Source organism: Mycobacterium riyadhense, assembly GCF_963853645.1.
Lineage (GTDB): Bacteria > Actinomycetota > Actinomycetes > Mycobacteriales > Mycobacteriaceae > Mycobacterium > Mycobacterium riyadhense.
The window spans coordinates 1,396,933-1,411,840 of record NZ_OY970456.1 but is presented as its reverse complement, the minus strand read 5'-3'; the positions used below and the strand labels follow the sequence as shown (position 1 = coordinate 1,411,840).

The following is a 14,908-nucleotide window of genomic DNA, read 5'->3' as shown; positions in this document are numbered from 1 at the left end:
ACGGTGCGATGCGCCCGATCTATGGTGCGCACCAATTTGAGCCAAGACAGGACGATAGCTACCCAGACGTGGCCGTCTTGCAGCCGATGCCAACCATTAACTTTCCGACGGATCAGTTCACCGCGTTCGGTCAAAGTGGCTCCTCGGCTCGAAGTTCTCCAAGAAGGACGGCATGGACTTCGGCACCTTGATAGATGCGGCTGTGGGCGGCGCGCTGTCCGTAATGCTCGGCAATACCCCGCTAGTGGTACCGAACGCCAACCAGCTGCAACCTTCCCAACCCGACTGCGTAGAAGTTGGGCCAGTGCGTATCGTCGGCAGCGTTCGGCCGCAAAACTTCGACGTCGGTTACCGGCCGGATGGTGTGCGAATCGCGTTCGACAGCAAGACATTGACTGACCACGAAAGCGTCGGCAAGAACCGGCAAAACATGATCAACGACCTGGCGACCGAAGCAACCACAGTCCACAGCAGGTTTCCAAGCGCCGTCGTGGGCTCTGTAGTCGCCATAACGGTGCCGTGTTTGACGCCCGGTGCACGAACGAACGCCATCGTAGGCACCTTGGCTCGGCTAGGTGGTCGCGGCCTAGTTGACGGGCCAAACCATCGAGCAGAAGCAGTGAGCCTGGTCTCGTGGGACACGGCAACCGGTCATGTCGACCCCAACCTGCCCGAACCGCAAAGCCCCCTACGGATAGAACGATTCAGCGCCGACGTGTACCGCTGCCAGCATGCCCGATTCCAGGGCCTTCCGCCCCATGCAACCTAGGCATCCGACGCGCCCTGCGTGCGGTCACCAAGGATGTCGGTGGCTCCCCTGATACTTGTCCCATGACGACGTTCGCCGGCAAGACGGCCGCGTCCGCTGACAAGGTTCGCGGGGGCTACTACACGCCGCCCGCGGTGGCCCGATTTCTGGCCCGCTGGGTCCGCAAGGCGGGTCCGCGAATCCTTGAGCCGTCATGCGGCGATGGGCGAATTCTCCGCGAACTCGCCGCCGTCACCAACCACGCGCACGGTGTCGAACTCGTCGCGCGCGAGGCGAGAAAGTCGCGACGATTCGCTCCCGTCGACGCGGCGAACCTCTTCACCTGGGTGCGCGGGAGTCAAACCGGCGGCTGGGACGGTGTTGCCGGCAATCCGCCGTACATCCGCTTCGGAAACTGGGCATCGGCACAGCGGGATCCGGCACTCGAACTGATGAGGCGTGTGGGCCTGCGTCCAACCAAACTGACCAACGCTTGGGTCCCGTTTGTTGTGGCGAGCACGACGCTGACGCGTGACGGCGGACGAGTGGGCCTTGTGGTTCCGGCGGAATTGCTTCAAGTCACCTACGCGGCGCAGCTGCGCGAATTTCTGCTGAGCCGCTACAGCGACATCACCCTGGTTACCTTCACGCGCTTGGTGTTCGACGGAATCTTGCAAGAGGTCGTCTTGTTTTGCGGCGTCGTCGGTGCCGGCCCAGCGCAGATACGCACCGTCAGTCTTGGCGATGCAGACGATCTGAGCACCCTGGCGGGCAAGGACTTCGACAACGAGTCGGAACCGGCCCTTCTCCACGAAAATGAGAAGTGGACTAAGTACTTCCTCGACCCGGGTCAAATCCAGCTGCTCCGAAAACTCAAGCAGTCCGACTCGCTGACCCGGCTCGGCTCCATGGCTGACGTGGATGTGGGCATCGTCACCGGTCGTAACAGCTTCTTCACTTTTGCCGATGTCGAGGCGAAATCATTAGGGCTGAGGAAGCACTGCGTCCCGCTCGTTTCTCGCAGCGCTCAACTGAGTGGCCTGGTGTACGACGACGATTGTCGGGCAAGCGATGTCGCGGCCAGGCACCGCACGTGGCTACTCGACGCCGATGACGATCCGACCGATCCCGCGCTGGTCGCGCACATCGAGGCGGGTGAAGCCGCCGGCGTCCACCTCGGCTACAAGTGCTCGATCCGCAAGCCGTGGTGGGCCACACCGTCGTTGTGGATTCCCGACCTCTTTATGCTGCGCCAGATCCACTTCGCCCCGCGCCTGACCGTCAACGCTGCCGCGGCTACCAGCACCGACACCGTGCATCGGGTCCGGCTCGACCCCAACTTGGACCCCGCAATATTTGCTGCGGTCTTCCACAACAGCGCAACATTCGCGTTCGCCGAAATCATGGGCCGCAGTTATGGCGGGGGCATATTGGAGTTGGAACCTCGGGAAGCCGAGCAGCTACCCATTCCACCGCCGGAGTGTGGGAGCGCCGAACTTGCCGAGGATGTTGATCTGCTATTAAAAGCGAATGAGATCGAAAAGGCGCTCGATGTAGTGGATCGTCAAGTCTTGGTCGACGGACTCGGGTTGTCGCCGCGCCTGGTCGCCGACTGCCGAGCGGCCTGGTTCACGCTGCGGGATCGGCGGACCAAGCGAGGGTCCCGGCGACCGCAAGCGCACACGTGAGCCTGCGTGAGTCGGTGATCGCGATCCTCACCGACTGGCAAGCGCCCGACGCGGCGCAGGACTCGGTACGGCATGCCGTGCTGGCCTTCGTGCACGGCCGCGCCGATGCCTGCCGCCGCGAGTGCGAACCGGGTCATGTCACCGCGTCGACGCTGGTGCTCGACGACAGCGGCCGACAGGTGCTGTTGACCCTGCACCCGCGCCTTGGTCGTTGGGTGCAACTGGGTGGGCACTGCGAGGAGGACGACAACGACATCGTCGCCGCGGCACGGCGCGAAGCGACCGAGGAATCCGGGGTCGCGGACCTGCGGATGACGCCGCAATTGGTCGCGGTGCACGTTCATCCGGTCACCTGCTCCTTGGGTGCGCCGACGCGGCATCTGGATTTGCAGTTCGTGGCGCAAGCGCCTGCCGCGGCGCAGATCGCGGTCAGCGACGAGTCCGTGGACCTGCAATGGTGGCCGGCCGACGCGTTGCCGCCCGGCACCGATGACGCCTTGTCGTACTTGGTAGCCCAGGCGACGTGCCGCGCGACCTAGGTTTGATGATGGTGACCCGCTTCACCCGGACTTGCCGGTCTCGCGATCACCATCAAACGTCGGACGAGTAGCGGATCCCGCCGTCGGGAAGCGAGACACCCGGCCACACCCGTGCGCCCCGCAGCAGCTCGCAGCGGGCCCCGACGTCGGCGCCGTCGCCGATCACGCCGTCGCGGATCAGCGCCCGCGGACCGATGCGGGCCCCGAAGCCAATGATCGAGCGCTCGATCACGCTGCCCGCTTCGATCTTGACGCCGTCGAAAATGACCGCGCCGTCCAGCCGGACGCCGGGGCCGATCTCGGCGCCGCGCCCCACAACCGTGCCGCCGATCAGCACTGCCCCGGGAGACACCGCGGCGCCGTCGTGCACCAACTGCTCGCCACGGTGGCCTCGCAGGGCCGGCGACGGGGCGATCCCGCGCACCAAGTCCGCCGAGCCGCGAACGAAGTCCTCCGGGGTGCCCATGTCGCGCCAGTAGGTGGCATCGACATAGCCACACACCTTGACGTCGGTGGCCGACAGTAGGTTCGGGAACACCTCGCGCTCCACCGATACCTCGCGGTCGCGTGGAATCCGGTCGATGATGTCGCGTTTGAACACATAGCAGCCGGCGTTGATCTGGTCGGTGGGCGGATCCTGCGTCTTCTCCAGAAAGGCGACGACGCGGTCCCCGTCGTCGGTGGGTACGCAGCCGTAGGCGCGCGGGTCGCCAACCCGCACCAGGTGCAGCGTGACGTCGGACTGGCGGGACTGATGGAAATCCAGGAGCTGGCCCAGGTCGGCACCCGAGAGCACGTCACCGTTGAACACCATCACCGTGTCGTGGCGCAGCTTTCCGGAGACATTGGCGATCCCGCCGCCGGTCCCCAACGGGTTCTCCTCGGTCACATAGTCGAGCTGCAGGCCCAGCTTGGACCCGTCGCCGAACTCGGCTTCGAACACATCGGCCCGGTATGACGTGCCAAGGACGACGTGCTCGATGCCGGCGGCGGCGATCCGGGACAGCAGGTGGGTGAGAAAGGGCAGCCCGGCCGTCGGCAGCATGGGCTTGGGCGCCGACAGTGTCAGCGGGCGCAGCCGGGTGCCCTTGCCGCCGACGAGGACCACCGCATCGACTTGGTTGGTTGCCAACTCAGTGCCGCCCTTCTGCCAGTTTCAGGTTCTGACGCTCAGATCGTCTAGAACGGCGCAGTGAGCTGCGCACCATCAGGCGGGAACGTAGCGCCAACGATGCTCGAAACGACCAACGCAACGGGGCCCGCCGCCAGCCAGCATGCCGATCCGCCAGGAAGATATAGGTGCTCTTGTGATGCGCGGCCAGATGGCTTGCCGGGTCGCGGCCGGTTGAATGGCCCTTGTGATGCAGGACTTCGGCTGACGGCACATAGACGGACAGCCAACCGGCTTTGCCGAGGCGGTCGCCGAGGTCGACGTCCTCCATATACATGAAGTACCGCTCGTCGAATCCACCGACCTGATTAAAGGCCGACCGGCGCACCAGCAGGCAGGAACCCGACAGCCACCCCACCGACCGTTCACTGGGCTCGAACCGCTCCTGCCGGTAGGCCGCCGTCCATGGATTGCGCGGCCAGAATGGCCCGAGGACCGCGTGCATGCTGCCGCGGACCAGGCTGGGCAGGTGGCGCGCCGACGGGTACACCGATCCGTCGGGATCCCGGATCAGCGGGCCCAGCGCGCCCGCGCGGGGCCAACGTGCCGCGGCGTCCAGCAGGGCGTCGATGCTGCCCGGACCCCACTGCACGTCCGGGTTGGCCACGATCACCCAGTCGTCAACCCAAGCTTCATCGCCGACGGGCCCTTCCTTGCCGAGCTGGGCCACCGTGCGATTCACAGCGGTTCCGTACCCGAGATTGCCGCCGGTCGGCAGCAACCTGACATTGGGGTAACGCTCAACGGCGGCCTCGGGTGTTCCATCCGTCGAGCCGTTATCGGCCAACAAAACACCGACCGGCCGCTCGGTGGCCAGCGACAACGACGCCAGGAACCGCTCCAGGTGGGGGCCAGGCGAGTAGGTCACCGCTACGACCGGCAGGATGTCAGTCACGCGTAGAGGGTATCGGTCCATCGGCTCCGGCCGGCGACGATGCTCGCCGCGAAGCGGCGTGCGGAGGAGCCGGTCCATCGGCTCCGGCCGGCGACGATGCTCGCCGCGAAGCGGCGTGCGGAGGAGCCGGTCCATCGGCCGAAGTTGTGCCGGAAGCAGCCGTCAATGCCGCGACAAGTGCACTGCGCCATGGCCTTAGCGGCGTCAAGCCCGCCGCGGCCCACGCCTTTCCCGATAGCGCCGAGTAACTAGGCCGGGGCGCTGGCCGGGGAAATTGTGCGCTGCTGACCGGCCGGACTCGTTGCGGGTCGGCACCGCTCTCTTCGAACACCGCACGGGCTTGATCGAACCGAGTGACCACGCCCTCGTTGGCGGCGTGCAGTACGCAGCCGCGCACGCGAGAGTCGGCCAGCTCGAACAGTCCGGCCGCCAGGTCGGCGACGTAGGTTGGCGAGCCGGTTTGATCGTCGACCACGTTGATCGGGCCATCTGCGGCGGCCAGCCGACGCATGACGGCCACGAAATCGTTGCCCGTCGCACCCGTATAAACCCACGCGGTGCGCACCACGACGGCATCGGGCGACGTCGCCAACACTGCTTGTTCGCCGGCGAGTTTGCTCCTGGCGTAGACGCCCTGTGGCGCCGTCTCGTCGGTGGGCTCGTAGGGCCGGGGCTTGCCGTCGGCAAATTCACCATTGAATACATAGTCCGTGGAGACGTGGATCAGCTGAGCTCCGACGCGGGCGCAGGCGCGGGCGAGGTTTTCCGGGCCGGTGGCATTTACCGCGTAAGCACCCGCTTCGTCGCTCTCGGCGCCGTCGACATCGGTGTAGGCCGCGCAGTTGACCACGATGTCACCACGTTGGATGGTGCGCTCGGCCGCGCCGGGATCGGTGATGTCCCACTCCGCAGACGTCTTGGCCAGCATCTCGCGGCCCGCCCGAGCGGCCAGCGCCGTCAGATGGCTGCCCAGCTGTCCGCCAGCACCGGTGATCACGAGTCTTGCTGGCCTGCCCGACATGCATCGAGTCTGGCACGCCGAGCTTGGCTACCCGAAAAGCAGCTGCGACACACGTAATCTACAGTGATGCCTGAGCAACGTGTGGCTCGTGTGGTTCGCGCGTTTCGCCCCCTTTCCGCGGCGCTGGCGATCGCGATCGTCCTCGGCACCGGCGTGGCTTGGAGTAACGTCCGGTCATTCGAAGATGGCATCTTCCATATGTCCTCGCCGTCCCTGGGCCGCGGCGGCGACGACGGCGCGATCGACATCCTGCTGGTCGGCCTGGATAGCCGCACCGATGCGCACGGCAACCCGCTGACTCCCGAGGAACTGGCGACACTGCGGGCCGGCGACGAGGAAGCGACCAACACCGACACAATCATCCTGGTCCGGATACCCAACAACGGGAAGTCGGCGACCGCGATCTCCATCCCGCGCGACTCCTACGTCGCCGCCCCCGGATTGGGCAAGACCAAGATCAACGGCGTCTACGGTCAAACCAGAGAGGCCAAGCGAACCAGCCTCGTCCAGGCCGGCGCCTCCGCCGGCGAAGCCGCCGCGGCGGGCACCGAAGCCGGGCGCGAAGCACTGATCAAGACCGTCGCCGACCTCACTGGCGTCACCGTCGACCACTACGCCGAGATCGGACTGCTCGGCTTCGCGTTGATCGCCGACGCGCTCGGCGGCGTCGACGTGTGCCTCAAAGAGGCGGTATACGAACCACTTTCCGGCGCAGACTTTCCGGCCGGCCGTCAAAAACTCAACGGTCCGCAGGCGCTGAGCTTCGTCCGGCAACGCCATGAGTTGCCGCGTGGCGACCTGGATCGGGTGGTGCGCCAGCAGGTGGTGATGGCCTCGCTGGCGCACCGGGTCATCTCCGGCAAGACGCTGTCCAGCCCCGCCACGCTGAAGCACCTAGAGCAGGCCGTGCAGCGCTCGGTGGTGCTGTCCTCGGGTTGGGACATCATGGATTTCGTCAAGCAGCTGCAAAAGCTCTCCGGCGGCAGCGTCGCGTTCGCCACCATCCCGGTGCTCGACGGGGCCGGCTGGAGCGACGACGGCATGCAAAGCGTGGTGCGGGTGGATCCGCGCCAGGTCGCCGAATGGGTCGCAAGCCTGCTGCACGAGCAGGATCAAGGCAAGACCGAGGAGCTGGCCTACACACCCGGCAAGACCACGGTCAACGTGGCCAATGACACCGACATCAACGGGCTGGCCGCGGCGGTATCAAACGTGCTCAGCGCCAAGGGGTTTACCGCCGGCGACATCGGCAACAACGACGGCGGCCACGTCAAGGGCAGTCAGGTGCGGGCCGCCAAAACCGACGACCTGGGCGCGCAGGAGGTGGCCAAGCAACTCGGCGGGTTGCCGGTCGTCGCCGACGCGTCGTTACCGGCGGGATCGGTGCGGGTGGTGCTGGCCAACGATTACACCGGTCCGGGCTCCGGCCTCGACGGCGGCGGCCCCAACGGCCAATTGGCACCTGCCCGAGCATCGAACGCCGGGTCCGATAACGACACCACTCCCCCGCCATCCCCGATCCTGACCGCAGGCTCCGACAAACCCGAGTGCATCAACTGACCACGCTGTCCGGGGCGATCCTGGATCCGATGTTGCGGGCCGACCCGGTCGGCCCGCGCATCACCTACTACGACGATGCTGGTGGCGAGCGCATCGAACTGTCGGCAGCCACACTTGCCAACTGGGCCGCCAAGACCGGCAATCTATTGCGCGACGAGCTGGGCGCCGGGCCGGCAAGCCGGGTAGCGGTCCTGCTGCCGGCCCACTGGCAGACGGCGGCGGTGTTGTTCGGGGTGTGGTGGATCGGCGCTGAGGTCGTTCTGGACGGACGCGCAGATGTCGCCGTATGCACCGTCGACAGGCTGGACGAGGCCGACACTTCCGTTAGCGCCGGCGGCCTCAACGGAGAGGTGGCGGTGCTGTCGCTGGATCCGTTCGGCCGGCCCGCACCCGACCTGCCGATCGGCGTCACCGACTACGCGACCGCGGTTCGGGTGCACGGCGACCAGATCATCGCCGAACGCCGGCCCGGACCGGCGCTGGCCGGCCGGTCGGTCGAGCAAATCCTGGCCGATTGTGAAAGGGCCGCGGCTGCAAGGGGTTTGACATCGACGGACCGGGTACTGTCCACCGCCTCATGGACAACGCCCGACGAAGTGGTGGACGGTCTACTGGCGGTACTGGCCGTCGGCGCGTCGTTGGTCCAGGTCGCCAACCCCGATCCGATGGCTCTGCAGCGCCGGATCGAGACCGAAAAAGTCACCCGCGTCCTTTGACGAGGAGACGCAAAATCCCCCGCAGCGGGCCCGATCGGGGCACCTTTGTGTCTGCTCGGCCAATTCATGTTGATATCGCGATATTTAGATGTTAACGTCGACGGAAAGCGCAACCGACAACCAGTAAAGGAAGGCTCAGACAATGGCAGTGCAGGCGTTTTTGGTGAAGGCAGCATCGACGGTAGTCACCGGTGTGGTTGGTGTGACAGCCTACGAGATCCTGAAAAAGGCCGCAGTCAAGGCGCCGCTGCGTGAAACCGCTGTCTCAGCCGCGGAGCTGGGCCTGCGCGGCACCCGCAAGGCCGAGACCGCCGCGGAGTCGGCCCGACTCAAGATCGCCGACGTGATGGCCGAAGCCCGCGAGCGCGTTGGCGAGGAAGCGCCAACCCCAGCCGTCAGCAGTGTCCACGACCACGACCACTGATCGCCTCGACATGACGCTCGCGATTGTTCGAGAAGACCTCGCACCCGCCGATGACCCCACACTCGTCGTGGTTTCGGACGCGGCTGGGCGGATGCGGGTCCTGGTGGATTGGGTCCGTTCCGATTCCCGGCGCGCCGTGGCGGTGGAAGAGGCCGTCGCCAAGCAGAACGGGGTGCGGGTCGTGCACGCCTACCCGCGCACCGGGTCGGTCGTCGTGTGGTATTCACCCCGCCGATGCGACCGCGCCCAGGTGTTGGAGGCGATCAGCGGCGCCAAACACATTGCCGCCGAACTGATCCCGGCACGCGCCCCGCACTCGTCGGAGATCCGCAACACCGACGTGTTGCGCATGGTAATCGGCGGTGTGGCGCTGGCCTTGCTCGGGGTGCGTCGCTACGTGTTCGCTCGACCACCGCTGCTCGGGCCGAGCGGCCGGATGGTGGCCACCGGCGTCACGATCTTCACCGGCTATCCGTTCCTGCGCGGCGCGCTGCGTTCGCTGCGCTCCGGCAAGGCCGGCACGGACGCGCTGGTCTCAGCGGCGACCGTCGCCAGTCTCATCTTGCGCGAGAACGTGGTCGCGCTCACCGTGCTGTGGCTGCTCAATATCGGTGAGTACCTACAGGATCTGACGCTACGGCGAACCCGCCGAGCGATCTCCGATCTGTTGCGCGGCAATCAGGACACCGCCTGGGTCAGGCTTACCGACGGCACCGAGGTCCAGGTGCCCATCGACACCGTGCAGATCGGCGACGAGGTGGTGGTCCATGACCACGTCGCAATACCGGTCGACGGCGAGGTGGTCGACGGCGAGGCGGTGGTCAACCAGTCCGCGATCACCGGGGAGAACCTGCCGGTCAGCGTCACCATCGGGACCCACGTGCACGCCGGTTCGGTGGTGGTGCGTGGTCGCCTAGTGGTGCGCGCCCAGGCCGTCGGCAACCAAACGACGATCGGCCGCATTATCACCAGAGTCGAAGAGGCCCAGCACGACCGGGCACCTATCCAGACCGTCGGCGAGAACTTCTCCCGCCGCTTCGTGCCCACCTCGTTCATCGTCTCGGCCATCACCCTGTTGATCACCGGAGATGTGCGCCGCGCGATGACCATGTTGCTGATCGCCTGCCCCTGCGCGGTCGGCCTGTCCACCCCGACCGCGATCAGCGCGGCTATCGGCAACGGGGCACGGCGCGGCATTCTGATCAAGGGCGGCTCCCATCTGGAGCAGGCGGGCCGGGTCGACGCGATCGTGTTCGACAAGACCGGAACGTTGACCGTGGGACGTCCCGTGGTCACCAATATCGTTGCGATGCATAAGGATTGGGAGCCCGAGCAGGTTCTTGCCTATGCGGCCAGCTCGGAAATTCACTCCCGACACCCGCTGGCCGAAGCGGTGATCCGGTCGACCGAGGAACGCCACATCAGCATTCCCCCGCACGAGGAGTGCGAGGTGCTCGTCGGCCTGGGCATGCGGACCTGGGCCGACGGCCGGACGCTGCTGTTGGGCAGCCCGTCGCTGCTGCGGTCGGAAAAGGTCAAGGTGTCCAAGAAGGCCTCGGAGTGGGTCGATAAACTGCGCGCCCAGGCGGAGACCCCACTGTTGCTCGCCGTGGACGGCACGCTTGTCGGTCTGATCAGCCTGCGTGACGAAGTGCGGCCCGAGGCGGCTGAAGTCCTGAACAAGCTGCGCGCCAACGGGATTCGCCGGATTGTCATGCTCACCGGGGACCATCCCGATATCGCCAAGGTGGTTGCCGAGGAGTTGGGCATCGACGAGTGGCGCGCCGAAGTGATGCCGGAGGACAAGCTCGAGGTGGTGCGCGAGCTACAGGACGACGGTTACGTGGTGGGAATGGTCGGCGACGGCATCAACGACGCCCCGGCACTGGCGGCCGCCGACATCGGCATCGCCATGGGTTTGGCCGGAACCGACGTCGCGGTCGAAACCGCCGATGTGGCCCTGGCCAACGACGATCTGAACCGCCTGCTCGACGTGCGCGACCTAGGTGCCCGGGCGGTGGACGTGATCCGGGAGAACTACGGCATGTCCATTGCCGTCAACGCCGCCGGGCTGCTTATCGGCGCGGGGGGCGCGCTCTCGCCCGTGCTGGCGGCGATCCTGCACAACGCATCGTCGGTGGCAGTGGTGGCCAATAGCTCCCGGCTGATCCGCTATCGCCTGGACTGAAGCTGCTGGGCGACCAACTCGCTGAGATGCGGGGCGACTTGCTCGAGCGGCTTCGTCGACTTCGCGGCACGCGCGAGCATGACGGCCCCTTCCAGCGCCGCGATGATCGTCGTTGATAACGATTGGGCCGCAGCGTGATTGATGCCATCATCGCTGAGCTTGCCGGCTAGCAGCTGGCCCCACTGTGCGAACACCTCCGCTGCGATGCTGGCCGCTTCGGGGGCTTCGTCGCGACTGAATGCCGCGGCCGCAATCGGGCAGCCGCCGGCGAAGTCGCTGCTGACCAGCAGTTCGCTCCACATGCGGGTGAAGGCCTCGATCGGGTTCGGTTGCTCAATGCAGTGCGCCAACATCGCTGCCATGGCATCGCCCGCCGACCGAGTCGCCGCGGCCACGAGCTCGGATTTGCCGCCCGGGAAATTCAGGTAGATCGACCGCCGCGTCACGCCGCTCGTCGACAAGATCTCCGCAATACCGGTACCCGCAACTCCGTGTCGTTGCATCAGGGTGGCCGTCGCGGACGTCAGCCGCTCGCGCACTCGCATGAATTGCAATATACCATTCGGTCTACTAACGTCTCCGACTAAGCGAGTAAACCGAACGGTATACCAAGGCGGAGGACCACCGGCATGACCTCATTGCACGAACCGCTGGAACTGCCATGCGGACAGGTGCTTCCCAACCGGATCATGAAAGCCGCGATGAGCGAGGCGCTCGGCGGCAAGCGCAATGCTCCCAACGACCGCTTGGAGCGGCTCTACGCGAGCTGGAGCCAAGGTGGGTACGGCTTGATCATCACCGGCAACGTGATGATCGACCGCACTCAACTCGGCGAGCCGGGCAACGTGGTGATCGAGGACGAGCGCGATCTCGAAGCGCTGTCGCGGTGGGCTAAGACCACGAAGGACGCTGGTGTTCCGATTTGGGTTCAGCTCAATCATCCAGGGCGCCAGTCCAACCCGCTGGCGCTCGGGCACAGACCAGTTGCGCCAAGCCCGGTGCCGCTTAGCTTCCCGGGTGCGGCCGCGCCTCGTGAGCTGACCTCCGACGAGATCGACGACATCATTGAGCGTTTCGCGACCGCCGCCGCGGTATGCGAGACCGCGGGTTTTGACGGAGTGGAAATACATGGCGCTCATGGATATCTGATCGCGCAGTTCCTGTCGCCGTTATGCAATCAGCGCAAAGATGAGTGGGGCGGTAACCCCGAGCGTCGGATGCGCTTTGTACTCGAAGTCGTACGTCGCGTCCGCGCGCGGGTGTCACCGGGTTTTGCCGTGGGTATCAAGCTCAACTCGGCCGATTTTCAGCGGGGCGGACTCACCGAAGGCGAATCCCGCCGGGTAATGGCGGCACTGGCGCACGAGGGTCTCGACCTTATCGAGGTCAGCGGCGGCAGCTACGAAAAGCCCGCAATGATGGGCCGGGGTGCCGACAGCACCCGAGCGCGGGAAGCCTATTTCTTGCAGTACGCCCGGACCGTCCGCAGTCTCGCCGGCGGCATCCCGTTGGCGGTCACGGGCGGCTTCCGTTCCCGCGCCGCGATGCAAGAAGCCGTGGATTCCGGCGAGTGCGACGTCATCGGCCTGGCCCGGCCCGCCGCAACAACCATGGACGCCGCCGATGTGATCCTTGCCGGGCGCGCCGAAACCCTTGCCGCACACCAACTACGCCTCGGATTGGGCCGCATCCTTGGCAGCTTCGCCAGCCTGAAATCACTCGACGGGATTCTCGAACTATCCTGGCACACCGACCAATTGCACCGCGTGGGGGCAGGTCTACAACCCGACCTCAATCGCGGACGCATCGCCACCACGCTCGCGATGCTTCGTCGCAACGGCACCACGTCATTCGGGCGCAGGCGCGGTCTGTGACGCGAGGAAGCGATTCGGCAATCAGCAGCCACAGTCGAGGCCGCGCCAGGCTCGCACGCCCTGCCACACGGCGACACCCGCGATACCCAGCCCGATCACCGGGTCCACCCACCAACCGCCGGACCACAACGCCGTGACAGCGAGACCGAGCAGAACCGCGGCGGCCTGAGCGGCGCACAAATAGTTCTGCGTGCCTTCACCCTTGGTTGCGGCCGAGCCCAGCCGCACGGCCAGCTGGTGTTTCGCCCAGCCCAGAATCGGCATCAGCACCAATGCGCCGGCCGTCAGCGCAATGCCGATCACCGAAGTCTCGGCGTGGTGTCGGGCAGCCACGTACCGAATGGATTCGGCCGCGATGTAAGGGGCCGTGAGCCAGAACGACACCGCAACGCCGCGTTGCGCACGCCGTTCGGCGGTCTCGGAAAAAGTGCGTGCGCCGCTGAATCGCCAGACCACCATCGCACTGGCCAACGCCTCGGCCCCACCGCCGAGCGCCCACCCCGTCAATGCGACGGATCCGACCGCAACGCCCTGCCAGAACCCGACCACTCCCTCGGAGAGCATCACGACCAGGCTCACCCAGGCCAGCCATAGCGCCCACCGGGCATGCCGCCGCCAGCCGGCCTCCCGGACAGCCGCCACGGGCGAACTACGGGTGGATCCATCGCAGCAGACGTCCGCTACCAACTCGCCGGGGGTCGTCATCTCCATCCCGACGATGGTAAGGGCAAGACGCGCCCGGCGCCGGGAGTGCTCGTGGTTAATCTGTCTAACGAGTGGCCCCTGATCCAGAAAGGCCCCGCCGATGCCGAACAACCACGCCGCCAAACCGCTGGACGGGTTTCGGGTACTCGACTTCACCCAGAACGTGGCCGGCCCGCTGGCCGGCCAGGTGCTGGCCGATCTGGGTGCCGAAGTGATCAAGGTCGAGGCGCCCGAGGGTGACGCGGCCCGCCGGATTACCTCGGTGCTTCCCGGACGGCCGCCGTTGGCCACGTACTTTCTGCCCAACAACCGCGGCAAGAAGTCGGTGTCGCTGGATCTGACCACCGAAGAGGCCAGACTGCAGATCCTGCGGCTGGCCGACACCGCCGACGTGGTCCTGGAAGCGTTTCGCCCCGGGACCATGGAACGGATGGGCCTGGGCCCCGACGACTTGCGATCACGCAACCCCAAACTGATCTACGCCCGACTGACGGCCTACGGCGGCAACGGCCCACACGGCAGCCGTCCCGGCATCGACCTCATGGTTGCCGCCGAGGCCGGCATGACCACCGGGATGGCCACCCCGGATGGCAAACCGCAGATCATCCCGTTCCAGCTGGTCGATAACGCCAGCGGTCATGTGCTGGCTCAGGCGGTCCTGGCCGCGCTGCTGAACCGCGAGCGCCATGGGGTCGCCGACATCGTCCGGGTCGCCATGTACGACGTCGCGGTTGGCCTGCAAGCCAACCAGCTGACGATGCACCTCAACCGCCCCGCCGATCAGCCCAAGCCAGATCCGGCACCCAAAACCAAGCGGCGCAAGGGCGTCGGCTTCGCAACGCAGCCGTCGGACGCGTTCCGCGCCGCCGACGGGTACGTCGTCATCAGCGCGTATGTGCCCAAACACTGGGAAAGGCTGTGTCACCTCATCGGCCGACCCGACCTCCTGGACGACGAGCGGTTCGCCGATCAGCGCGCGCGGTCGATCAATTACCCCGAGTTGACCGACGAACTGGAATCGGCATTGGCCAGTAAGACCGCTGCCGAATGGGTCGAGCTGTTGCAGGACAACGGCCTGATGGCTTGCCTAGCCCATACCTGGAAACAGGTTGTCGAGACCCCGCTCTTTGCCGAGAACGACCTCGCGCTGCAAGTCGGCAGCGGCGCCAACGCCATCACGGTGATCCGCACCCCAGCGCGTTACTCGACCTTTGACGCCGTGGTCACCGATCCCCCGCCCGCCGCAGGTGAACACAACATTCTCTTTCTGGGCAAACCCTGATGGCCAGGGATGGCTTTCCTTTGAATTGCCCATGAATGCCTACTCGGATTCATCGAACCAATGCGGAGAGCGAGGAGGATTTCCCTAGGTGGGTCTT

Annotated in this window: 12 protein-coding genes and 2 pseudogenes; 9 read left to right on the top strand and 5 right to left on the bottom strand. The window is 66.0% G+C overall.

Annotated elements, in window-relative coordinates:
* The first annotated feature begins 172 nt into the window (after positions 1–172).
* The 3 genes and pseudogenes from AADZ78_RS06345 (at position 173) to AADZ78_RS06335 (ending at position 2,975) form a co-directional block, all read left to right on the top strand.
* Positions 173–769 (top strand): hypothetical protein, encoded by a 597-nt coding sequence (locus AADZ78_RS06345; RefSeq protein WP_239655240.1) that lies wholly within the window; start codon positions 173–175, stop codon positions 767–769.
* Positions 759–2,436, top strand: a pseudogene (locus tag AADZ78_RS06340) (Eco57I restriction-modification methylase domain-containing protein). Before AADZ78_RS06345 ends, AADZ78_RS06340 begins: the two are co-directional and overlap by 11 nt.
* Entirely contained in the window at positions 2,433–2,975 is a 543-nt protein-coding gene (locus AADZ78_RS06335; protein WP_085251000.1) for an NUDIX hydrolase, read from the top strand. Before AADZ78_RS06340 ends, AADZ78_RS06335 begins: the two are co-directional and overlap by 4 nt.
* 52 nt (positions 2,976–3,027) lie before the next feature.
* On the opposite strand, the gene AADZ78_RS06330 is transcribed toward AADZ78_RS06335, so the two are convergent.
* From AADZ78_RS06330 to rfbD, 3 genes and pseudogenes are all read right to left on the bottom strand, one after another.
* Positions 3,028–4,107 carry a sugar phosphate nucleotidyltransferase gene (locus tag AADZ78_RS06330; protein WP_085251001.1) on the bottom strand — a complete coding sequence of 360 codons (1,080 nt, stop codon included), beginning with the start codon at positions 4,105–4,107 and terminating at the stop codon, positions 3,028–3,030.
* Position 4,108: 1 nt separating this feature from the next.
* On the bottom strand, positions 4,109–5,062 hold the full coding sequence (locus AADZ78_RS06325; RefSeq protein ID WP_139828764.1) for a glycosyltransferase family 2 protein: 954 nt from the start codon (positions 5,060–5,062) through the stop codon (positions 4,109–4,111).
* A 100-nt stretch (positions 5,063–5,162) separates the two neighbouring features.
* A pseudogene (gene rfbD, locus AADZ78_RS06320) lies at positions 5,163–6,062 on the bottom strand (dTDP-4-dehydrorhamnose reductase); the annotation flags it as partial.
* A 63-nt stretch (positions 6,063–6,125) separates the two neighbouring features.
* Between rfbD and AADZ78_RS06315 the strand changes: the two are divergent.
* From AADZ78_RS06315 to ctpC, 4 genes are all read left to right on the top strand, one after another.
* Positions 6,126–7,622 carry an LCP family protein gene (locus tag AADZ78_RS06315; RefSeq protein WP_139828765.1) on the top strand — a complete coding sequence of 499 codons (1,497 nt, stop codon included), beginning with the start codon at positions 6,126–6,128 and terminating at the stop codon, positions 7,620–7,622.
* On the top strand, positions 7,610–8,338 hold the full coding sequence (locus tag AADZ78_RS06310; protein WP_204803987.1) for a TIGR03089 family protein: 729 nt from the start codon (positions 7,610–7,612) through the stop codon (positions 8,336–8,338). Before AADZ78_RS06315 ends, AADZ78_RS06310 begins: the two co-directional genes overlap by 13 nt.
* A 142-nt stretch (positions 8,339–8,480) precedes the next feature.
* Complete coding sequence (locus tag AADZ78_RS06305; RefSeq protein WP_085251005.1) at positions 8,481–8,762, top strand: DUF1490 family protein; 282 nt, start codon at positions 8,481–8,483, stop codon at positions 8,760–8,762.
* A gap of 10 nt (positions 8,763–8,772) precedes the next feature.
* Positions 8,773–10,950 (top strand): manganese-exporting P-type ATPase CtpC, encoded by a 2,178-nt coding sequence (gene ctpC, locus AADZ78_RS06300; RefSeq protein ID WP_085251006.1) that lies wholly within the window; start codon positions 8,773–8,775, stop codon positions 10,948–10,950.
* Here ctpC and AADZ78_RS06295 read toward each other — a convergent pair.
* Entirely contained in the window at positions 10,935–11,495 is a 561-nt protein-coding gene (locus AADZ78_RS06295) for a TetR/AcrR family transcriptional regulator (protein WP_085251007.1), read from the bottom strand. The genes ctpC and AADZ78_RS06295 overlap by 16 nt on opposite strands.
* A gap of 84 nt (positions 11,496–11,579) precedes the next feature.
* Between AADZ78_RS06295 and AADZ78_RS06290 the strand changes: the two genes are divergently transcribed.
* Positions 11,580–12,824 (top strand): NADH:flavin oxidoreductase/NADH oxidase family protein, encoded by a 1,245-nt coding sequence (locus tag AADZ78_RS06290; RefSeq protein ID WP_085251008.1) that lies wholly within the window; start codon positions 11,580–11,582, stop codon positions 12,822–12,824.
* Positions 12,825–12,845: 21 nt separating this feature from the next.
* On the opposite strand, the gene AADZ78_RS06285 is transcribed toward AADZ78_RS06290, so the two are convergent.
* Positions 12,846–13,529, bottom strand: a complete 684-nt coding sequence (locus AADZ78_RS06285) for a cation transporter (RefSeq protein ID WP_139828770.1) — start codon at positions 13,527–13,529, stop codon at positions 12,846–12,848.
* 100 nt (positions 13,530–13,629) lie between these two features.
* Between AADZ78_RS06285 and AADZ78_RS06280 the strand changes: the two genes are divergently transcribed.
* Complete coding sequence (locus tag AADZ78_RS06280; RefSeq protein WP_085251009.1) at positions 13,630–14,811, top strand: CoA transferase; 1,182 nt, start codon at positions 13,630–13,632, stop codon at positions 14,809–14,811.
* Positions 14,812–14,908: the final 97 nt, after the last annotated feature.